18 protein-coding genes are annotated in these 23,314 nt (G+C 32.1%); 11 read left to right on the top strand and 7 right to left on the bottom strand.

Annotated features, from left to right (window positions below; genetic code table 11):
• Window positions 1-9 precede the first annotated feature (9 nt).
• The 6 genes from ACULEV_RS10600 to ACULEV_RS10575 all read left to right on the top strand — a co-directional run bounded on the left by ACULEV_RS10600 (window position 10) and on the right by ACULEV_RS10575 (window position 5,195).
• Window positions 10-663 carry a DUF6705 family protein gene (locus ACULEV_RS10600; protein WP_445455027.1) on the top strand — a complete coding sequence of 218 codons (654 nt, stop codon included), beginning with the start codon at window positions 10-12 and terminating at the stop codon, window positions 661-663.
• A gap of 180 nt (window positions 664-843) precedes the next feature.
• Window positions 844-1,497: a DUF6705 family protein gene (locus ACULEV_RS10595; RefSeq protein ID WP_445455026.1), complete on the top strand. Its 654-nt coding sequence runs from the start codon at window positions 844-846 to the stop codon at window positions 1,495-1,497.
• 392 nt (window positions 1,498-1,889) lie between these two features.
• Window positions 1,890-2,453 (top strand): Crp/Fnr family transcriptional regulator, encoded by a 564-nt coding sequence (locus ACULEV_RS10590; protein ID WP_445455025.1) that lies wholly within the window; start codon window positions 1,890-1,892, stop codon window positions 2,451-2,453.
• Between the two features lie 87 nt (window positions 2,454-2,540).
• On the top strand, window positions 2,541-2,981 hold the full coding sequence (locus ACULEV_RS10585; RefSeq protein ID WP_445455024.1) for a carboxymuconolactone decarboxylase family protein: 441 nt from the start codon (window positions 2,541-2,543) through the stop codon (window positions 2,979-2,981).
• 241 nt (window positions 2,982-3,222) lie between these two features.
• On the top strand, window positions 3,223-4,218 hold the full coding sequence (locus tag ACULEV_RS10580) for a hypothetical protein (protein ID WP_445455023.1): 996 nt from the start codon (window positions 3,223-3,225) through the stop codon (window positions 4,216-4,218).
• A gap of 260 nt (window positions 4,219-4,478) precedes the next feature.
• Window positions 4,479-5,195, top strand: a complete 717-nt coding sequence (locus ACULEV_RS10575; RefSeq protein WP_445455022.1) for a DsbA family oxidoreductase — start codon at window positions 4,479-4,481, stop codon at window positions 5,193-5,195.
• 264 nt (window positions 5,196-5,459) lie between these two features.
• Here the strand turns inward: ACULEV_RS10575 and prfB are convergent.
• Window positions 5,460-6,558, bottom strand: a protein-coding gene (gene prfB, locus ACULEV_RS10570; protein ID WP_445455021.1) for a peptide chain release factor 2 whose coding sequence is annotated in 2 segments (ribosomal slippage) — window positions 5,460-6,494 and window positions 6,496-6,558 — 1,098 coding nt in all. Because the reading frame shifts where the segments join, the coding sequence is not laid out codon by codon here.
• A gap of 48 nt (window positions 6,559-6,606) precedes the next feature.
• On the opposite strand from prfB, the gene ACULEV_RS10565 reads away from it, so the two are divergent.
• Window positions 6,607-7,632, top strand: coding sequence for a threonine aldolase family protein (locus ACULEV_RS10565; protein WP_445455020.1), 1,026 nt, complete (start codon window positions 6,607-6,609; stop codon window positions 7,630-7,632).
• Window positions 7,633-7,794: 162 nt separating this feature from the next.
• A complete protein-coding gene (locus ACULEV_RS10560; RefSeq protein ID WP_140964022.1) occupies window positions 7,795-7,998 on the top strand; it encodes a hypothetical protein in 204 nt (67 codons plus the stop codon).
• Window positions 7,999-8,124: 126 nt separating this feature from the next.
• Here the strand turns inward: ACULEV_RS10560 and lgt are convergent, their stop codons facing one another.
• On the bottom strand, window positions 8,125-9,072 hold the full coding sequence (gene lgt, locus ACULEV_RS10555) for a prolipoprotein diacylglyceryl transferase (RefSeq protein WP_445455019.1): 948 nt from the start codon (window positions 9,070-9,072) through the stop codon (window positions 8,125-8,127).
• Between the two features lie 232 nt (window positions 9,073-9,304).
• Window positions 9,305-9,562, bottom strand: coding sequence for a membrane protein insertion efficiency factor YidD (yidD, locus tag ACULEV_RS10550; protein ID WP_445455018.1), 258 nt, complete (start codon window positions 9,560-9,562; stop codon window positions 9,305-9,307).
• Between the two features lie 152 nt (window positions 9,563-9,714).
• Here yidD and ACULEV_RS10545 point away from each other — a divergent pair, with 152 nt between their 5' ends.
• Entirely contained in the window at window positions 9,715-10,320 is a 606-nt protein-coding gene (locus tag ACULEV_RS10545) for a hypothetical protein (protein WP_445455017.1), read from the top strand.
• 137 nt (window positions 10,321-10,457) lie between these two features.
• Here ACULEV_RS10545 and cysS read toward each other — a convergent pair whose 3' ends face one another.
• Entirely contained in the window at window positions 10,458-11,942 is a 1,485-nt protein-coding gene (cysS, locus tag ACULEV_RS10540) for a cysteine--tRNA ligase (protein ID WP_445455016.1), read from the bottom strand.
• A gap of 285 nt (window positions 11,943-12,227) precedes the next feature.
• Window positions 12,228-12,899, bottom strand: coding sequence for a GTP cyclohydrolase I FolE (gene folE / locus ACULEV_RS10535; protein WP_445455015.1), 672 nt, complete (start codon window positions 12,897-12,899; stop codon window positions 12,228-12,230).
• Between the two features lie 165 nt (window positions 12,900-13,064).
• Here folE and ACULEV_RS10530 point away from each other — a divergent pair, with 165 nt between their 5' ends.
• Window positions 13,065-19,892, top strand: coding sequence for a T9SS type B sorting domain-containing protein (locus ACULEV_RS10530; protein ID WP_445455014.1), 6,828 nt, complete (start codon window positions 13,065-13,067; stop codon window positions 19,890-19,892).
• A gap of 79 nt (window positions 19,893-19,971) precedes the next feature.
• Here ACULEV_RS10530 and ACULEV_RS10525 read toward each other — a convergent pair whose 3' ends face one another.
• The gene (locus ACULEV_RS10525) at window positions 19,972-21,162 is read right to left on the bottom strand and encodes a pyridoxal phosphate-dependent aminotransferase (RefSeq protein WP_445455013.1); all 1,191 of its coding nucleotides are present in this window, start codon (window positions 21,160-21,162) and stop codon (window positions 19,972-19,974) included.
• A 126-nt stretch (window positions 21,163-21,288) separates the two neighbouring features.
• Here ACULEV_RS10525 and ACULEV_RS10520 point away from each other — a divergent pair, with 126 nt between their 5' ends.
• Window positions 21,289-22,629 (top strand): PDZ domain-containing protein, encoded by a 1,341-nt coding sequence (locus ACULEV_RS10520; protein WP_445455012.1) that lies wholly within the window; start codon window positions 21,289-21,291, stop codon window positions 22,627-22,629.
• Between the two features lie 45 nt (window positions 22,630-22,674).
• Here ACULEV_RS10520 and ACULEV_RS10515 read toward each other — a convergent pair whose 3' ends face one another.
• Window positions 22,675-23,058: a DUF1573 domain-containing protein gene (locus ACULEV_RS10515; RefSeq protein WP_445458539.1), complete on the bottom strand. Its 384-nt coding sequence runs from the start codon at window positions 23,056-23,058 to the stop codon at window positions 22,675-22,677.
• Between the last annotated feature and the right edge of the window lie 256 nt (window positions 23,059-23,314).

Genomic DNA, 23,314 nt, shown 5'->3' with positions numbered 1-23,314 from the left:
AATTCTAATATGAAAAATACAATTTTTAAACTCAATATTTTATTACTTTTCATGCTCTTTTCATGTAAAAGTGTAAGTCAAATTCCTATAGTTTGGGGAGCGGATAATGGAATTTTACCTAATAATTATAAAAGTTCTGGAAATTATTATTACAAAGACATCCCTAATTATTTAGATAATTTTGTAGGTACTTGGGAATATGTGAATGGAAATGAAAAATTTCAAATCATATTAACTAAAGTAGTAATGTATCATCAAATAGACACGAAATTCAATTTAAACTATTATGAAGATGGTATAGTTTTACAGTATAAAAAATTTGTCAATAATAGTTTAATTTTTGAATCTCCAATATATCAAGATCCTAATTTCAGATCAAAAGATGGTATAATCCTTGATGGGAATATTACCGATTATGGCAGAGTAACAAAAACAGTTTATGATCTTCAAATTTTTGGTGGTGGTGTTAAAAAGCAAGGTGGAGAATACTTTTACCCAGATTGTATAATAAAAAAATTACCATCAGTATCTGGGCAACCTGATAAAATTAAATTTAATCTTTATATGAGACAATCAATGTATGGAGAAACCAATAATGAAGCCTATGATGGTTTACCTAAATATAGTATTCCAAATGATATTGAAATGGTTAAGATAAATTAAAATTACTTGTACAGTGATATGTTTTAATAACAGTTTTTGAGTTAAAACCAAAAGCCATTTTGTATTTGTAAAATTTAAAAATCAATCTAGAGCTTGAGTATGTTTTTTTGTTACAAAAATAGAGGCTTAACCGTTATGATATTGCGGTCTGTTGATAACAATTAATGGTTTAAATGTTTTATGAAAAAAAGAATTTTAAAATTTAATATATTATTACTTTTCATGTTATTTTCGTGTAAATGCATAAGTCAAATACCTATAGTTTGGGGTGCTGATAATGGAACTTTACCTAATGATTATAAAAGTTCTGGAAATTATTATTATAAAGACATCCCTAATTATTTAGATAGTTTTGTAGGTACTTGGGAATATGTGAATGGAAATGAAAAATTTCAAATCATATTAACTAAAGTAGTAAGGTATCATTACATAAATACTAATCTAAATTTCAATTTCTATGAAGATGGTATCGTTTTACAGTATAAAAAATTCTTAAATGATAATTTGACTTTTACATCCCCTTGGTATCAAGATCCTAATTTTAGTACTATGGATGGTATAATCCTTGATGGGAATATTACCGATTATGGCAGAGTAACTAAAACAGTTTATGATCTTCAAATTTTTGGTGGTGGTGTTAAAAAGCAAGGTGGAGAATACTTTTACCCAGATTGTATAATAAAAAAATTACCATCAGTATCTGGGCAACCTGATAAAATTAAATTTAATCTTTATATGAGACAATCAATGTATGGAGAAACCAATAATGAAGCCTATCATGGGTTACCTAAATATAGTATTCCAAATGATATTGAAATGGTTAAAGTAAATTAAAGCTATTCCCGCTTAGTGAAGTTTCCTAACTCCACCACAACGTAATCTCTCACTCAAAGAAACAAATAACAAAAACACACACCACAAAAAAAACACCCTTTACGACAACCCGTAAAACAAACTCAAAAAAGCATTCTATTTTTACAAAAAGTAAACAAACAAAACACACCTTGTAAAACATTTTTGCCCCCTATTTTACCTTCTGTAAGTATTTATACTGATAAAAAAGCATGAAAAATATGTATAAATACGTATTGTGGGTGTAAAAAAGATAGTTTAGGTTTGTAGGAATAAAATTAAATAAATATCGCATGGTCATACAAATGGTTGTATATGCGCTATAAAGTAGCGGATATATACTAGTTAGCGGTCATTGTAGAGCGACACGAAATATGAAAGAAATTTTAGAATATATAAGCAAAATCACACTACTTGACACGACAGCAAGAGAAGATTTTTTAGATGCATTTGAACTTAAAAATTTCAAAAAAGGAGATTTCATTTTGAAGGCAGATCAAGTATGTAAACATTACTATTTCATAAAATCAGGACTTACAAAATCTCATTTTGACAAAGAAGACAAGGAGTTTATTATGACTTTTTTTAAAGAGAATATGATGTTTACAGAAATTAGCAGCTATCTAACTGAACGTCCTTCAAAATACATGATTATGGCTTTAGAGGATACAACTGTATATTCAATAAACAAAATAAAAATAATATCATTGTGCAAAAAGCATCATTCTATTGAATCATTATTTAGTAAATTATTTTCATTTGCTACATTAGGAATGATGAAACGGATTAGTGAAATGCTTGAAGAGGATGCCACCAAACGTTATAAAAATTTTATCAGTGAGAACAATGAATTACTTCAACGTATCAGTCTAGGTGACCTGTCTAATTATTTGGGTATAACTCAAGTTTCATTAAGTAGAATTAGGGCCAAAAAATAATTATTTATCATTTGTTAAAAGAAATCTTTCATTTCCAAAATATCTTTGTGGCTTAAACAAATAAAAAATAGAATTATGGAGTCAAGAATGAAAAATCCAGCCTTAGTATTAGGCGTAAATCCAGCCATACAAACAATGATGGGCCCAATATACCAAAGTGGTATATCTAACGAATTACTCGAATATGTTGGTTTAAGAGTAGGACAAATTACAAACTGCGAATTATGTATCGGTGAGGCAATAGTTAAAGCCAAAGACAATCCAGTATCAAGAGAGCGAATAGAACACGTATTGTCTTGGAGGGATTCAAAAATGTTCGATGAATCAGAGCAGGTAGCACTCGAACTTACTGAAGCTATTACCAAGTTAGAGCATAAATACGAATCAGTTTCAGATGAACTTTGGCACAAGGTTGAAAAGTGTTTTACAGAAAAGGAAAAATCAGCTTTGGTGCTTTTCATTTCTGTAATGAATATGTTTACACGTATCAATGTAGCAACGAGACAGCTAACAGCAGAATGGGCGTAGTAATAAAGTTTGATTAGATAAAAAAGGTTAAAAATTTTAATACAATTATAACCCAAAAACAACGAACCGCTAACAAGAGCTTTACATTATTGTGGCTGAAGTGCAAACTTCAGCTTTTTTTATTAATTTAGCTTTGGTGCAAAACTGAACATTTGTGCTTCAATTGCCCCAACAACACAAAGCCCAAAACGTTAGCGGTAATTTTTAAAACCCGTACCACAATTAAAAATATCGAAGCTGAATGACTGAAATTTATAGCATTAATGACTTAAAGGAACTTAAACATTTTTTAGAAAATTTAAACAATAAGGATAGACTTCGGGAAAACCTTTTTTCAGAATTTTTGCGATACTCAGACTACAAAAATGTATCTGAATGGAATAAAGCAGTAAAACTTTGTGAAAGTCTTGCAATTATAGGTTGGGGCGAATACGAACCACTTGAAGCATTAAGAGGAATGTATTTTAACGGAAATCCAATGACTTTTTTCCTAAACAAATTTGGGGAATGCAGATTTGTAGATGCTATTTGGTCGAAAAGAACGACAGGCTTTACGATGGAGCAAGGAAGAACTTCTTATCATTTTAGCCCAAATCAAACCGACAAAAAGCAAACAAATCTTTGGAATTATGAAACAAAAGTAGATATACAAGATATAAAGATTGAAAGCCAAAGGAATTGGACACCTAAAAACCCTGTTTGGTTTGAAAGAGGAATAAGCAACTGTTACGAAAAATCGAAATCTTTCCTAGAAAGCGTTGATAAAGAATTACAACCTCTTTTAAAAGAAAAAATGCAGCCTGAAAAATATGGAAATGTAATAAACAGAATAATTATAAATCATTCTCACAGTTATTATGACAACGCTCATTGTAAAACTAATTATATAATTTCAGAAAGCGACAGAAAACTGACTAACCAAAAAGCATGGGAAGAATTACACAAAATGTATTCCAAAAAAGAAATTGAAGAGAATGGATACTATTTAAGAAACAGATTTATATATGGACCTTTTAGAACAGACACAGGAAAAGTAAACATTGATATTCATTTTGAAAAATCGTTTAGCGAATTAAGCTATCATGGACAAAAAGAACAATTTACTGAATACGCTTTAACAGCATTAAATATAATTACAGACAAACTGAAAAAAAAGAAGCTTGATTACAATTTTGACCTAATGCTTGATGACTTTACCAGACTAATCAACGAATGGAAAAATAAAAACTACTGCTAACAAGATATTGCCACAAGCGGGATTGAAGGAATTCTATTGAACTTTTTGCTATACTTGAACTATGTATTTCTATTGAAATTTGGTGCTAAAAATCCCCGTCTTCGGCAATACCCGAACCGTTTTTTTATCCTTATTCCACACCACACAACCCTCTTAATTGCACCACTTTTTCCATTAGTGGATAAGTTAATAAACTCATAAACCCTTTTCATTTCTATTTTGTTACTTGTAAATTTGTATATACAAATAAAAAAAAGATAATGGAAAACACACTTAAAGTTCAAATTTGGTCCGATGTTATGTGTCCGTTTTGTTATATTGGTAAAAGAAGGATAGAAGGAGCATTAGCGCAATTTGAACATAAAGATGCAGTAGAAATTGAATGGAAGAGTTTTCAGTTAGATGCTAGTTTTAAAGCTTCACCAGATGACAATATCATAGATCACTTAGCTGCAAAATATGGTAAAGACAAAACTTGGGCACAGGAAATGATTGCCAATATGACACAAAATGCTAAAAAATCTGGATTGGATTTTCATTTTGAAAAAGCTATTTTGGCTAATTCACATAATGCACATCGCTTATTGCATTTAGCAAAGAAATATAGTTTAGGTAACGAACTAAAAGAACAATTACTAAAAGCCTATTTGACAGATGGGAAAGATGTTAATAATTTAGAAACCTTAAGTTCTTTAGGGCAACAAGTAGGTTTAGAAAAAACAATCGTTGAAGAAGTATTACATTCAGATGCCTATTCAGAAGAGGTAAAAAAGGATATTGCCATGGCCCAACAACTAGGAATACAAGGTGTCCCGTTTTTTGTATTTGATAATAAATATGCCATTTCAGGAGCACAACCAGAAGAAGTATTCTTGCAAACATTGGAAACAACTTGGAAAGAAGGTAATTTTACTCCTAAAGTAACTTTAATTAATACAACAGAAGGAGACAGTTGTGGCATTGAGGGTTGTGATTAAATTTTTTTTTTTGGAATTTATTTAGAACAGCAAAATGGGATTGTTTAGCCCCGATAGTAGTGGCATCCTTTTCTTTTTTCTTTAAAAAAGAAAAGATATAGCGAATAGCGGGACAATTTTTATACCGAAGACTATTTTTGGTGCTCCCAAAACTGTAAAGTAATTTTAAATTATTTAAGAAATATTATTAAATTAAAAAAATCCAAATTCCATTCTATAAAGTAGGGGAATTTGGATTTTTTATTTTTTGAGAATTTAGATTTCTTATTCTTCCTCTTTTTGTCCCATCATCATTAGATAGGCTTTCAGGAATTTATCAATATCACCATTCATAACGGCATCTACATCACTTGTTTCTGCTCCAGTACGAACGTCTTTGACTAATTTATAAGGTTGCATTACATAATTGCGTATTTGTGAACCCCATTCAATTTTCATTTTACCTGCTTCAATATCGGCACGCTGTGCTAATTGTTTTTTCAATTCAATTTCATACAACTGAGACTTTAACATTTGCATCGCTCGCTGACGGTTGTCATGTTGGGATCGAGTTTCTGAACATTGAATTTGAATACCTGTTGGTTTGTGAACCAGTTGTACTTTGGTTTCCACTTTATTTACATTTTGACCACCAGCACCACTTGAGCGAGCTGTTGTAATCTCAATGTCAGCAGGATTAATTTCAATTTCAATTGTATCATCTACTAATGGGTAAACATATACCGAAGCAAAAGAAGTATGACGTTTTGCATTACTATCAAAAGGAGAGATACGCACTAATCGATGTACTCCATTTTCACCTTTTAAATAGCCAAAAGCAAAATCACCTTCAAATTCGAGTGTTACGGTTTTAATTCCAGCAACATCTCCTTCTTGAAAGTTTAATTCTTTTATTTTGTAACCCTGTTTTTCGCCCCACATTAAATACATTCGCATTAACATAGAAGCCCAGTCACAGCTTTCTGTTCCACCAGCACCAGCCGTAATTTGCAAAACAGCACTCATACTATCTCCTTCATCAGAGAGCATGTTTCTAAACTCAATATCTTCAATATGAGCTATGGTTTTGGAATACAATTCATCGGCTTCTTCTTCAGTAATATCTCCATCTTTTAGGAAATCTAACATAATCTGAAGCTCTTCTGACATTTCAATTGCTTTATTGTAATCGTCCACCCATTTTTTCTTAGAACGGATGTCTCTTACAACAATTTCGGCCTCTTTGGCATTGTTCCAAAAGTCAGGAGCAAACGTTTTCTCTTCTTCGTTTGTTATTTCAATCTGTTTTCTATCGATGTCAAAGATACCTCCTTAACGCACCAAGGCGATCAATAATATCTTTTACTTGTTCTGTATTAAGCATAAATATTGTAGTTTTACGTCACAAAAATAGAACATTCCTTTTGATTTTATGGAAATAAATTTAATTAGTGATACAGTAACAAAACCAACACCAGCTATGTTGGACGCAATGTTTAGAGCTGAAGTAGGTGATGATGTATTCAAACAGGACCCAACTGTCAATGAACTAGAGCGTTACACAGCTGAACTTTTTGGTAAAGAAGCAGCTTTGTTTTTTCCAAGCGGTACAATGGCAAATCAAACAGCAATAAAATTACATACTCAACCAGCTGATGAGGTTATTTGTGACAAATGGTCACACATTTTCTTATACGAAGGTGGAGGAGTTGCTGCTAATAGTGGTGTTTCTTGTCATTTAGTGGATGGTGATAGAGGTAAAATAACGGCAGAACAAGTTCGAAAAGTAATCAATGATCCAGAATTTTATCACGCACCGACCACTCGATTAGTTAGCATCGAAAACACAACTAATAAAGGAGGAGGAGCTTGCTATGAATTAGAAGAATTGCAAAAAATAAAGCAAGTTTGTGTAGCACATAATTTGAAATATCATTTAGATGGTGCCCGATTATGGAATGCTTTAGTAGCTAAAAATCAACAACCAAAAGATTTTGGTAATCTCTTCGATACTATTTCGGTATGTTTATCTAAAGGATTAGGGGCACCAGTAGGTTCAGTTTTAGTTGGTTCTTCGGCAGAAATAAAAAAAGCCCTTCGTATTCGTAAATTATTTGGTGGTAATATGCGTCAATCGGGTTATTTGGCTGCTGCCGGATTATATGCTTTACAAAATAATATAGAACGTTTAGCTCAAGATCATCAAAGAGCAAAAGAATTAGGTCAAGTGCTAACATCTACATCTTGGGTAAAAGAAGTTGCACCAGTGGAAACTAATATTGTGATTTTTACTTTACAACCTAGTATAGATGAAAAAGTAGTTATAGATAAATTAAAACAAAAGAGTATTTTAATAACTTCTATGGGGCAAGGAAAATTACGAATGGTAACTCACATGGATTATAGAAGTGTCATGCATGATTATGTTTTGGATGTTTTGAATAGAATTGAATTTTAAAAAAACAGCCTTTCCAAAAAGAATCTTCTTACAAAATGCATTTAATCGATAAAAAATATCGTTTTGTCGGTAATTTTAACATTTTTATTATGGTTATTCAATTTTTTTGATTTACATTTATACTGAGTTTCAATCTAAATATTAATTTTAACCTACTAAATTATGCCTAGAATGATATACGATTATACTAAGAGTGTACTTGAAAAAGTGAGTTTTGATCTTGATCTTTTTATAAAAGAATTGAAAAAGGCTATTAAAAAATTGTTGCCATATGAAGTCGAACATTTACGTAATTGGTTAGTTTATTTTACTGCTCAAAATCCCCAATTAAAACCTTGTTTAGAATTAGTTACAGAAGATGAATAATCTTATTTTTTGTTTTGCTATTGATTTTTTACTTAATTTATAAATGCGTTATAATTAGGTCTCAAAGCGAAGAACCATAACAGTAGAAGTTATGGTTCTTTGTTTTTGTATATATTTTATTTTTGATTAAGCAACTTTCTTAGGTCTAAAAATAAAATACAATCCAGCTATAATAAAAGGAATACTCAACCATTGTCCCGTTGAAAGAGAGGAGAATATTGGATAATTTTCAAAACCTCCTTGGCTTTCTTTTACATATTCTACAAGGAAACGAACTAGCCATAATAGTAATAAAAACATTCCAAAAAGCAATCCTTGTTTGTTTCTAGCATCTGTTTTCCAATACATATAGAATAAGATAGCAAAAACAACCACATATCCCATAGCTTCATAAAGTTGGGCTGGATAACGATAAGGAATTTGTTCTAAAATATCATTAAATTTGGGGTCATGTGCTATTGCATTAAAAGCTTCATTAGAATTGCTTATTTGCGTTTTTGCTTTGATAGCTCGCTCTCCTAATGGTCCATTGTATTCCTCTCCTCTAATAAATTTCATTGCCATAAAACTATCTTCTGAAGTAGGTTTGCCAATGATCTCTGAATTGAAGAAATTTCCTAAACGAACAAAAATGGCACCACTAGAAACTGGAATTACAATACGATCCAAAATCCAAAGAATGGGTTTTTGAATTACTTTTTTACTATAATAAAACATCACAATGATTATCGCTATTGCTGCACCATGACTGGCTAAACCAGCAAAACCTGTAAAATGAAGTGTAGGTTTTGTGCTTATAGGTAAGAGAATACTCAATGGGTCATCATGAAATAATTCCGATTGGTAAAAGATTACATGTCCTAGTCTTGCTCCAAGTAAGGTAGCTACAACTGTATAAATAAAAAGTTTATCTAGTTTTTCTATAGAAATGCTTTCACGGTTGTAAATGTTTTTCATGATGTACCAACCTAAGCCAAAAGCAACGACAAACATTAAACTGTAATAGCGAACCATAAAAAATCCTAAATCTATTCCTTCTGATGGATTCCAAACCATATTTAATGTGTAATTCATATGTAGATAATTATTTGTTTTTATTGGTAATGGGATATCACATTTTCTTTATTGGAGTTTGCTTACACAAACTTGTTGTTAAAGGCGATTTCCTAATTGAACTTTGTTTTTTTGATGGGTAAAAATAAGATTATTATTGGTAAAAGAAGTTAAAATATAATAAAATTATTGATAGTTATTGGAAAACAACAGTAAAGAAACTGAAATGGAATGAATAAGATGAAAATCATGATTAAGGAACAGGATCATAGCCACTTTTTCCCCAAGGATGACAACTTAAAATGCGTTTAATCGCTAACCAACCTCCTTTAAAAAGACCATGTTTTTTAAGTGCTTCCACGGTATAATGGGAGCAGGTGGGTTCAAATCTACAAGTAGCTGGAGTATAAGGAGAAATGGCACCTTGGTAAAAACGAACCAACATGATAAATGGGAAGATTAATATATTTTTTAATCCATTAGTTTTTAAGGGATTATGGTTGTTACACATATAATGTTTTATTAAGTTGTAAAAGTACTATTTTATATTTTTTGAAGTCTAAATTTTACAACGAAAATAAAATTCAAACTATGATTAATATCAGTTTTTTTAATAATTGTTGACAATAAATTTGTCTCATAATTTTTAAACTAAAAAATAAAATGAAAAAATTATTATTAGCAGGTATCGTATTATTAGGTTTGAATGCAAATGCTCAAGAAGAGAATAAAGGTTTAGAAGGAACTTGGTGGGTTGCTGGTCAAGTAGCCTTTTCTTCAACAGATAATGGTGCAAGTGAAACTAAATCAAACACGATTGTTCCTATAGCAGGTTATTTTATTGCTCCAACTACAACAGTAGGTTTAGGAATTGGTGTGATTAACTCAACTACAGATGCAGGCTCAGTTACTGTTGCTGAGTCAAACACTTTTATTGTTCAGCCTTTAGTTAGAAAATACTGGGGATTAGGAGGTAAATTCTTCATGTATGGTCAAGCATCTCTACCAATGACATTTGGAAAAGACAAAATTACTGATGACAAAACTACTTCAATAGGTGTAGATATTGCTCCAGGTTTTGACTTTTTAGTTAATAGTTGGATGACAGTTGAAACTTCATTTTCATTATTAAACATTACTTCATCAACATTAAAACCAAGTTCTGGTGATAGCACAAACAGCTTTAGTTTTAATGCAAATCCATTTGATTTAAATCCAGGAAGTAGAAGTATTGGAGGACTAAGAGTAGGAGTAAAATTCTTATTCTAATATTTTAGTTAATAGGTGGTTAGTTTGAATAGAAAGTAGAGTTATTTTAGTAAAATAACTCTACTTTTTTAATTAAAATAAGCACAATAGTAATTACTATTGTGCTTATTTATTATAAGTATAGGATAAAGAAAAAACTATAACAAAAATGTAGTTCCTTCTTTTCCGTCTTTTAATTGAATTCCAGTAGCTAATAAGCGATCACGAATTTCGTCTGATAGAGCCCAATTTTTATTGGCTCTAGCTTCATTTCTCATCTCAATAAGCATGTTTACAACATTTTCCAGTTTATTGGTATTGGCACTATCATTGGAAACATCCAAATTAATTCCTAATACATCCGCTAAGAAAATATGTAATGTTTCATTTAATAGTTGTAAATCAACTTCTGTCAAGCTGGCTTTTTTATCATTTATTAAGTTAACAAAGCGAACTCCTTCAAATAACTGTGCTATTAATATAGGTGTATTAAAATCGTCATTCATTGCATCATAGCAACTTTGTTTCCAAGCTGAAATATCTAGGGTAGAAGTGTTACTAGCTGAAAGATTCTTGCTTAATTTATAAGCTTCAATTAATCGACTATATCCTTTTTCACTTGCTATCATAGCATCATTAGAAATATCCAAAACACTTCTGTAATGAGCTTGTAGAAAACAAAAACGAACAATATTAGGTTCAAATTTCTTTTCAAAAAAAGTATTATTTCCTTCCACTAAATCCATTGGTAAAACATAATTACCAGTTGATTTACTCATTCGTAAGCCATTCATTGTAAGCATATTGGTATGCATCCAGTAATTAACAGGAGAATGACCATTGCAAGCTTTTCCTTGAGCAACTTCACATTCATGATGCGGAAATTTCAAATCCATTCCACCTCCATGTATATCAAATGTTTCTCCTAAATATTTAGTACTCATAGCTGTACATTCAAGATGCCAACCAGGAAAACCTTCACCCCAAGGAGAATTCCATCTCATAATATGTGCTGGTGAAGCGTTTTTCCATAACGCAAAATCTTGTGGATTTTTCTTTTCACTTTGGCCATCAAGATCTCTAGTGTTTGCAAAAAGTTCATCAATATTTCGGTTACTCAATTCACCATAATTCATTCCTTTTTTATTGTATGCTTGTACATCAAAATAAACAGAACCATTACTTTCATAGGCAAAACCTAGTTCAATTAGTTTTTGAGTCAGTTCAATTTGTTCTAAAATATGACCTGTGGCAGTAGGCTCAATTGTAGGAGGAAGAAAATTAAAAGTATCTAAAACTTTGTGAAAATCAACAGTATATTTCTGTACAATTTCCATAGGCTCTAATTTCTCCAGTCTAGATTGCTTCACAAAACGATCGTTTTCCACATCACCATCATCTGTTAAATGACCAGCATCAGTAATGTTTCTTACATAGCGTACTTTATAATCTAAATGACGTAAATATCTAAAAATAACATCAAAACTCATAAAAGTACGCACATTTCCTAAGTGAACATTACTGTAAACTGTTGGTCCACAAACATACATTCCAATATTTCCTTCATGAATAGGTTTGAAAATTTCTTTCTCGCCAGTAAGTGTATTGTATATTTTTAGAGTTTGACTTTTATATAATTCCATACTATTTTTAGTTCCTTTTATATTTCTTGTTTTGTTTTTATAATTTGAAGCTATTCCTGCTATTCATTTCAAGTTTTTGTAAATCATTCTTTTTTTGTAAGCTCTAAAAAGAGCTTCTATGGTCGCTTTTTTAGAACAACAAAAAATAGTATTCATTCACAAAAAGCTTTTCATTACTATCAGGGCTAATTTTTAGTACTCAGTGTTCAGCTCTTAGTGATAGTGTCTTGCAAAAAAACTTGTTTCGGCATCAAATTCTCTAACCGTTCCTATTCTCACTTCTAATTAAAACTGAGTATCCAGTTTAATATAGTCTAGAAATTCTCTTCTTGTTTTTTCTTCTTTAAATTTACCACCAAATTCGGCAGTAACAGTGCTACTTTCAATATCTCTTATTCCTCTTGAATTTACACATAAATGTTTTGCATCTATTACACAAGCTACATCTTCCGTTCCTAATACTTTTTGTAATTCTTGAACAATTTGAATATTTAAACGCTCCTGTACCTGAGGTCTTTTAGCAAAATAATCCACTATTCGATTCATTTTAGAAAGCCCTACAACAGTTCCATTTGAAATATAAGCTACATGAGCTCTACCCACAATAGGTAATAAATGATGTTCACAGGTAGAATAAACCACTATGTTTTTTTCAACAAGCATTTCCTTATATTTATACTTGTTTTCAAAAGTAGACGAACTAGGTTTTTTATTTGGATTTAATCCACCAAAAATTTCTTTTACAAACATTTTAGCCACTCGATTAGGAGTACCTTTTAAACTATCGTCTGTTAAATCCATTCCTAAAGTGGTCAAAATATTTTCAACATCTTTTTTAATATGTTCAATTTTTTCATCATCAGACATATCAAAAGCATCTTTTCTTAATGGGGTTACAGCACTAGTTGCAATATGATTATTACCTATTTCTTCTTGAAAATCCTCGTTTTGAATCATTACTATTGTAAATTATATAATATATTTTTGAGAAGAGCAAAGATAAATTAATTATCATAAATAAAAGACTTGAATGTTAATTATTAAAGAAAATATTAGCATAGAATTAATATTTTGTTAAATTTGTCACTACAACAATAATTAGCCTTATAAATTGCTATAACAATGAAAAAAATACTACACTTTTTTATTTTAATCACAATTTTAACTTTTAATAAATTTTATTCTCAATCTTCTACTTGTGATACAGCTTCAGCTATTTGTTCAGGTAGTGTAGCCCCATTCCCTAATACAACTGGAGTGCCTAGTTTTGGAGATCCAGGATGTTTAGGTTCAGCACCTAATCCTGCTTGGTTTTATTTTCAAATTGGAACTTCAGGGAATTTAGATTTTAGCTTACATCAAGGGAGTAATGCACCCAATTATGATAATCAAGATGTTGATTTTATTGTTTGGGGACCATTTAGTGCACCAAACTGTACAGATTTATTTGATTATAGTCCAGGTGCAACTGTCGATAATATTGTGGCATGTAGTTACTCAGCATCAGCGGTAGAGAATTTTTCTATGAATGGAGTAGTTGCTGGACAATATTATATGTTATTGGTAACTAATTTTTCTAATAATGCGGGCTTTATAGAATTAGAACTTTTAAATAGTTCCACGGCAACGACAGATTGTGACATAGTTTGCGGTGTTGATTTAGGTCCAGATGAGTTGTATTGTTCAACCACTACAACTTGTACAACACTAACAGCTACATTTAATCAAGCACCTACTTCACCTGGTACACCTACTTATGAGTGGTACTTAGGAACAGTTTTACAAACAACGACAACAACAAATACTTTAAATGTATGTCAAAATGGGACTTGGGAAGTTAGAGTGACTCGTCCAGGATGTTCCGATTTAGCAATAGATCAAATAGAAATTGCCTTTTCGAGTCCACCTAATTTAAATACACCACCAGATCTTGTAGGTCCTAATAATGATTGCGCACCAGTTTTTGATTTAACATCTATAATAGCTGGTATGGTTAGCCCAGCTAGTCCAACTGATTATAATGTATATTTTTATTTAGATTTATTTGATTCTTTTTCAGGTGGTACAACTGCTAGTAGTTATATTTCTAATCCTACAGCTTTTACTCCTAACCCCGCTGTTGATACTTATATATATGTTCGTGTAGAAGATATAAATAATTCTACTTGTGCAGAGTTTACAGAATTTCAAGTCCTTGTAAATTGTGGCGTTACTATAGTCCAACCTTCAGATTTAATAGTTTGTGATGATAGTAGTAATGATGGTTTTGAAATTTTCGATCTAACGACTCAGAGTGCTACAGTATTAGGAACAAATAACCCAGCGGACTATACAGTTACTTACCATACCACACAAGCAGGAGCAGATGATATTTCTGGGACTGTAGATTTAGCTAGTCCAGATACTGCTTTTAATGGTACCAATCAAGTAATTTATGTAAGGGTTGAGGATAACACAGATCCAACTGTTTATGCTACCACCACTTTTAATCTAATAGTGAACCCAACCCCAGTAGCAGATGCACCAGCAGATGTAACGGTTTGTGATAGTTATGTATTACCAGGATTAACAGTTGGTAATTACTATACAGGAGCGGGCGGAACAGGTTCAATGTTAAATGCAGGCGATCTTATCACTACAACCCAAACATTGTATGTATATGCAGAGACAGGAACCATACCAAATTGTACCGATGAGAATAATTTTACCATTACCATTGTACCTGGAGTTACAGTAGATTCTCCAGCCGATGTAACAGCGTGTGATAATTATGTATTACCAGCACTTACAAGCGGAGATTACTATACAGGAGCAGGAGGAACAGGTAGTATGTTACCGGTAGGAACAATCATTACCACCACTCAATTGATTTATGTATATGCAGAAACAGGAACCATACCAAATTGTACGGATGAGAATAGTTTTACAGTAACAATAAATACCACCCCAGTAGCCGATGCCCCAGCAGATGTTACTATGTGTGATAGCTATGTATTACCAGCACTTACCGTTGGAAATTACTACACAGGAGCAGGAGGAACAGGAACGATGTTAAACGCAGGAGATCTTATCACCACGACTCAATTAATTTATGTTTATGCAGAAACAGGAACTACACCAAACTGTACTGATGAAAATAGCTTTACCGTAACAATCAATCCAACTCCAGTAGCAGATGCCCCAGCCGATGTAACAGCATGTGATAGTTATGTATTACCAGCACTTACCGTTGGAAATTACTACACAGGAGCGGGAGGAACAGGTTCGATGTTAAATGCAACAGATATCATAACGACAAGCCAAACGTTGTATGTATATGCAGAAACAGGAACCACACCAAATTGTACAGACGAGAATAGTTTTACCATAACGATAAATACCACCCCAGTAGCCGATGCCCCAACAGATGTTACTATGTGTGATAGTTATGTATTACCAGCACTTACCGTTGGAAATTACTACACAGGAGCAGGCGGAACAGGAACGATGTTAAACGCAGGAGATGTAATTATTACAACTCAATTAATTTATGTTTATGCAGAAACAGGAACTACTCCAAATTGTAGTGATGAGAATAGTTTTACAGTAACAATAAATCCTACTCCAGTAGCCGATGCACCAGCGGATGTAACCGTTTGTGATAGCTATTTATTACCAACCTTAACAGTTGGAAATTACTACACAGGAGCAGGAGGAACAGGAACGATGTTACCAGCAGGAACAGCAATTACTACAACCCAATTGATTTATGTTTATGCCGAAACAGGAACCACACCAAACTGTACCGATGAGAATAGTTTTACAGTAACGATAAATACCACCCCAGTAGCAGATGCTCCAATAGATGTAACAGCATGTGACAGTTATATATTACCAGGATTAACAGTTGGGAATTACTATACAGGATTAGGCGGAACAGGAACGATGTTAAATGCAGGAGATCTTATCACCACCACTCAATTAATTTATGTGTATGCAGCTTCAGGGACAACTCCAAATTGTATAGATGAGAATAGTTTTACCGTAACAATAAACCCAACCCCAGTAGCAGATTCACCAGCAGATGTAACTGTTTGTGATAGTTATGTATTACCAGGATTAACAGTTGGTAATTACTATACAGGAGCGGGCGGAACAGGTTCAATGTTAAATGCAGCTGATGTGATTACCACTACTCAAACATTGTATGTATATGCAGAGACAGGAACTACACCCAATTGTACCGATGAGAATAATTTTACCATTACCATTGTACCTGGAGTTACAGTAGATTCTCCAGCCGATGTAACAGCGTGTGATAATTATGTATTACCAGCACTTACAAGCGGAGATTACTATACAGGAGCAGGAGGAACAGGTAGTATGTTACCGGTAGGAACAATCATTACCACCACTCAATTGATTTATGTATATGCAGAAACAGGAACCATACCAAATTGTACGGATGAGAATAGTTTTACAGTAACAATAAATACCACCCCAGTAGCCGATGCCCCAGCAGATGTTACTATGTGTGATAGCTATGTATTACCAGCACTTACCGTTGGAAATTATTATACAGGAGCAGGAGGAACAGGAACGATGTTAAATGCAGGAGATCTTATCACCACGACTCAATTAATTTATGTTTATGCAGAAACAGGAACTACACCAAACTGTACTGATGAAAATAGCTTTACCGTAACAATCAATCCAACTCCAGTAGCAGATGCCCCAGCCGATGTAACAGCGTGTGATAATTATGTATTACCAGCACTTACCGTTGGAAATTACTACACAGGAGCGGGAGGAACAGGTTCGATGTTAAATGCAACAGATATCATAACGACAACCCAAACGTTGTATGTATATGCAGAAACAGGAACCACACCAAATTGTACAGACGAGAATAGTTTTACCATAACGATAAATACCACCCCAGTAGCCGATGCCCCAACAGATGTTACTATGTGTGATAGTTATGTATTACCAGCACTTACCGTTGGAAATTACTACACAGGAGCAGGCGGAACAGGTACGATGTTGCCCGTAGGAACAACAATTACTACAACTCAATTGATTTATGTTTATGCAGAAACAGGGACTACACCAAACTGTACTGATGAGAATAGTTTTACAGTAACAATAAATCCAACTCCAGTAGCCGATGCACCAGCGGATGTAACCGTTTGTGATAGCTATTTATTACCAACCTTAACAGTTGGAAATTACTATACAGGATCAGGCGGAACAGGAACGATGTTACCAGCAGGAACAGCAATTACTACAACCCAATTGATTTATGTTTATGCCGAAACAGGAACCACCCCAAACTGTACAGATGAGAATAGTTTTACAGTAACGATAAATACCACCCCAGTAGCAGATGCTCCAATAGATGTAACAGCATGTGACAGTTATATATTACCAGGATTAACAGTTGGGAATTACTACACAGGAGCAGGCGGAACAGGAACCATGTTAAATGCAGGAGATCTTATCACCACCACTCAATTAATTTATGTGTATGCAGCTTCAGGAACAACTCCAAATTGTATAGACGAGAATAGTTTTACAGTAACCATAAACCCAACCCCAGTGGCAGATTCACCAGCAGATGTAACTGTTTGTGATAGTTATGTATTACCAGGATTAACAGTTGGTAATTACTATACAGGAGCGGGCGGAACAGGAACGATGTTGCTAGCAGGAACAGCAATTACTACAACTCAAATGATTTATGTATATGCAGAGACAGCCACTACACCAAATTGTACCGATGAGAATAGTTTTACAGTAACAGTTAATCAAACTCCTCAATTAATATCTTTGGTTGCTAATGGACCTATTTGTGCAGGACAAGATGCTGTCTTTACAATAACAGGTACAGCAGGAGCACAAGTTAGTTATATGTTAAATACAGTCTCACAAAACATTGTGATTCCAGCTTCAGGGATAGCAACTATTGTTGTAACAGGAGCAACAACAAATCAGACGATAGTGTTATCTCAAATACAAAATACCACTACATTATGTAGTGCAGCTTTAACCAATACAGCGACTGTGTCTGTCATTGCGTTACCAACAGCAAGTATCGATGCACAAAGTAATGCAGTTTGTTACAATACAAGTACAGGATTAACTTTTACAGGTACACCAAATGCAACAGTAACTTTTACTAATGGAACCTCGACTTATACAGTTACATTAAATGCTTCGGGTACCGCAAATTACTCAACACCAAATTTAACAGTAGATACAACTTATAGTATAACAAGCGTATCTACAGGTACTACACCATCTTGTTCTCAAGTAGTAACAGATAGTGAAACGATAAGCATTACTCCAACGCCTACTATTGCTAGTGTAAGTTATACAAGTTCTATTTGTTCAGGAACACCAACCGATTTTGTAGTAAATCTAAGTAATACGACTACTTATGTTTGGAATGCTACTATAACAAATATAGACAACACGACTTATAATCAATCTGGAGATGAGACCAATATTAATCAAATTGTAACCTTACAAAATGGATTAAATGTAGGGTATATTAATATGCAAATCACTCCTACATTAACAGGAAGTAGTTGTAATGCAGTTCCAGAATTATATATTGTTACTGTAACACCAGTACCAAACATAACAGATATTGCAATAGATAGCTTATCCGTTTGTTCACAGGAATCAGTTCATGTAGAGATATCAGGAAACTTAGGTAATATAACTTACAATTGGTCTGCTATTTTAAATGGAGTAGTTATTACTTCGGGCACTAGTTCAGGAGCAACTACGAGGGATATAGATATTACAGTAGCGGTGTCAAACATTACCCAACCAGGAGATTTATATTTTGAAATTACCCCAGTATTAGGGAATTGTACTGGACAAATGGAAACTAGTGCTGTTATCACGGTTAATCCAATACCAGGAGCAGTAGTTTCTTCAGTAGCAGCAAATATGTGTAGTGGGGAAGTAGTGTCAGATGTTATAGATATCCAACTTGGAAGTCCAGTTTTAACTGGAACCACAGTAGAATGGATTGTACAAAGTTCAACAGGTGTATCAGGAGCTACAAATGGCACGGCAAGCACCTCACCTTATGAAATACCAGATATATTAACAACTACAGAAAATGCACAAGGAGTAGTAGTGTATCGAGTTTGGACAGTCTCTTCAACTGGATGTAGAGGAGCCTATACAGATTTTACCATTTATGTTAATCCGTTACCTCAACCTGTTTTAGAAGATGGATCGATATGTGTGGAATTAGCTACTGGATTAGTCTTCCAAAGTCATTTGTTAGATTCAGGTGTTCCAAATACCTCAGATTACCAATTTACTTGGTATTATAATGGAGCAGTAATTTCAGGAGCTACTCAGAATATGTATGAAGCAGAAGAAGCAGGAGATTACTATGTTTTAGTTCAAAACACGGTAACAAATTGTGAGAACATCTCTAATATAGTAAGTGTCACAGAAATAAATAGTGCAACCGATTTTACTTACACAGTAACTAATGCCTTTACAGATAATGCGACAGTAACAATTAACGTTATAGATGGAAATGGAAGTTTCTTATATCAATTAGATGATCAGGATTTACAAGGTTCTAGTGTATTTACAGGAGTAAGTTCAGGAACCCACCAGTTAACGGTAGTAGATCAAAAAGGCTGTACTTACTTAACAAAAGAAATATTAATAATCGATTATCCAAAATTCTTTACTCCTAATGGAGACGGGCATAATGATTATTGGAATATTTTTACCTTGAGAGACCAACCTAACACAAAAATTTATATCTTTGACCGATATGGTAAATTGATAAAGGAAATCAGTCCATTAGGAATAGGATGGGACGGAACCTTCAATTCAGAAGAGCTACCATCCACAGATTACTGGTTTACTGTAGAATATCAAGAAAACCAACAAACGAAAGTATTTAAAGCACATTTTTCATTAAAACGATAAAATAAAAATTAGAGACATAAAAAAATTGCCTTACAAGTAAGTTGTAAGGCAATTTTTTTATGTTTTTATTAATAAATTTTTAGTCCTTATAAACTGATAACGCTTCTTTAAGAATTTGTACAGATTTAATTAAATCTTCTTTTTTCAGAACATAAGCAATTCTAACTTCGTCTAAACCTACATTTGGTGATGAATAAAAACCAGCTGCAGGAGCAACCATAACTGTCTCACCGTTAAAATCATAGGTTTCTAGTAGCCATTGTGCAAAATCGTTAGCATTACTGATAGGAAGTTTTACAATACAGTAAAATGCACCTTTTGGGATGGCAACTTTAACACCTTCAATTTTATTTAATTCATTTACTAAGATATCTCTTCTTTCTTTATATTCAGTTATTACCTCATCAAAGTAACTTTGAGGTGTGTCAAGAGCAGCCTCACTTGCAATTTGAGCATAAGTAGGAGGACTTAATCTAGCTTGAGCAAATTTCATAGCAGTTGCCATGACTTCTTTATTTTTAGAAACAATACATCCGATTCTTGCTCCACACATACTAAAACGCTTTGAAACAGAATCAATCATTATTGCATTTTCTTCTAAACCAGATACATTCATTATGGAATTATGTTTGTACCCATCGTATGTGAACTCCCTATAAACTTCATCAGCTATTAAAAACAAATCATGTTTTTTTACAATTGCTGCTAATTGTTTAATTTCTTCTTCAGAATATAAATATCCTGTTGGATTTCCAGGATTACAAATTAAAATAGCTTTTGTATTTGAAGTAATCAATTTCTCAAATTCTTCAATTGGGGGTAAGGCAAAACCAGTTTCGATACTTGAAATTACTGGAATAACTTTAACACCAGAAGCTACTGCAAAACCATTATAATTTGCATAAAAAGGTTCAGGAATAATTACTTCATCATTAGTGTCCATTGTGCTTCCTAGTGCAAAAAGTAAAGCCTCAGAACCGCCAGTAGTTATAATTATATCTTGTTTTTCAATTGGCAAATTTTGTTTTTTATAGTAATTAGAAAGTTTTTCTCTATAACTATCAAAACCTGCAGAATGACTATATTCTAAAACTTCAATATTGGCATTTTTTACTGCATCAAGTGCAACTTTAGGAGTTTTAATATCAGGTTGTCCAATATTTAAATGATATACTTTATGCCCTTTTTTCTTTGCAATTTCAGCATAAGGAACTAGTTTACGAATAGGAGATTCAGGCATTTGTAAGCCTTTTTGTGATATTTTTGGCATGATTTTTAATTTTAATTTGCAAAATTGCATTTTTTTTATGGAATTTTACTACTCTTTTATTTTTTAAAATGTTAAATATTGCCATTGTATAAAATAATTTCCTACATTTATTTAAAACGTTTTTCTATGTATATAAAATTACTTAACCTATTATTTATATTTTTAATTTCTATTAGTTCACATTGTCAATCTAAGTGGAAATCTGAAAAAGATAAAATTGTTATTCCATTTGAGTTAACTCATAATTTAATTATTGTAGAAGCCGAAGTTAACAATGTAAAATTGAATATGCTTTTGGATACAGGATCTGATAAAAGTATTTTATTTAGTTTTCCAGAAAATGATAGTATCCTATTTTATGAAACAAAAAAAGTTAAGATAAACGGTTTAGGAAATGGAGAATATTTAGAGGCTTATGTTTCAAATAATAATATGTTAAGAGTTAAAGAATACAATGATGAAAATTTTCAAATTTTACTTATTACTGATCAAAATATTAATTTAGTTAATAAATTAGGTATACCAATTAATGGAATTATTGGAGCGAGTTTTTTTAAGGATTTTTTAGTTGAAATTAATTATCAAAAGAAGAAAATTTTTATGCATAAATATGCTGAAAAAATTCTTTTGAAAAAGAAAAAAAAGTATATATCAAAGAACATTGAAATCATTGGTGATAAACCATATTTGCATGTTTTATCGAATTTAAATGGAGATGCTAACATGAATTTTAAATTACTTGTTGATACAGGACTTGGTGATGGTTTGTGGCTTTTTGAAAACGATAGTATAAATTGCAAACAAAAATATATTAAAGATATTTTAGGGAGAGGTTTGGGAGGAGATATAGAAGGGAAAAAATCTAGAGTTGAACTTTTAGATTTAAATGGTTTTATTTTAAACGATGCTTTAGTTTCTTATCCGGATAGTTTGTCTTTTAATCAGTTAGATATAACTAAAGGAAGGAATGGCTCTTTAGGAGGTGAGATAATGAAACGATTTAATTGGTTTTTAGACTATAATAATAAAAAGTTTTATTTTAAAAAGAATAAATATTTTAATGAGCCATTTAATTATAATATGTCAGGTATAGAAGTTCAACACATTGGTTTGACTTGGATTTCTGAAAAAGTAGGCTTTTCTCAAATACAACCGGGATATAATACAAATTCAAATATAACTAGCAGTAATAGATTTGTTTTTGATAGCTCAGCCGAGTTTAAATATAAGTTTGAATTAAAGCCTGTTTTTGAAATTTATGCAGTAAGAAATGATTCTCCAGCCTATTATGCGGGGTTAAAAATTGGAGATAAAATCATAAAAATAAATGGTAAAAAAGCTTTTGATTATTCCATTCAAAAAATAACAAATCTATTTCAATCTGAAGAGGGAAAAACTATTAAAATAGAGATAGAAAGAAATGGTGTGAAAATGGATTTTAAGTTTAAACTTCAAAAAATTCTTTAAAAAAGAAAAAATCCTAATTTTATTAAATTAGGATTTTTATTAATATTATTTCACAATAACTGTTCCTTTTATTCTAAGCGGAACAACCCCATTTAATTTATTCACAGCATTACTTTCCACAGTAATAGTTTTACTAATTGGACCTGGATTCATATTATATTTCACTATAATTTTATCTGATTTTCCTGGCATAATAGGTTCAGTAGGTTTAGTAGGAACCGTACATCCACAACTCGATTTAACATCTTTAATAATTAGAGGAGCGTTACCAGTGTTTGTAAATTCAAAAACCCGAATACCATCATCTACTCCTTTAACAACTTCACCATAATTAATAGTTTCTTGCTTAAATTCAATTTTTGGACCATCTTGACCATAAGAGAACAAACTAATTAATAGAAACGTTAAAAATCCAAATAATTTTTTCATCATATTTAATATTAATGATTTATGTAAAAATAAATGTTTTATTGCAAAGAACAAATTAAAATACCTTTTTTTATTTTAGGTTATATCGTTACTTTTGCAAACTGTTAATTACAAAAACAATACCAAACTATAATTTTAATTTATTTGAAGCGAAAGATTTGGGTGTTTTTGGAATCCATAATCCTGCTATTCGCGCTACAAGGTAGCTGCTACTATCAGGGCTATAGAGGTTTCAGTTTGTTGTTTTTGTAAATTA

This window comes from Flavobacterium sp. HNIBRBA15423, assembly GCF_052655965.1.
Note: the sequence above shows the minus strand (reverse complement) of the source record. Positions and strands in the feature narration are given on the sequence as shown.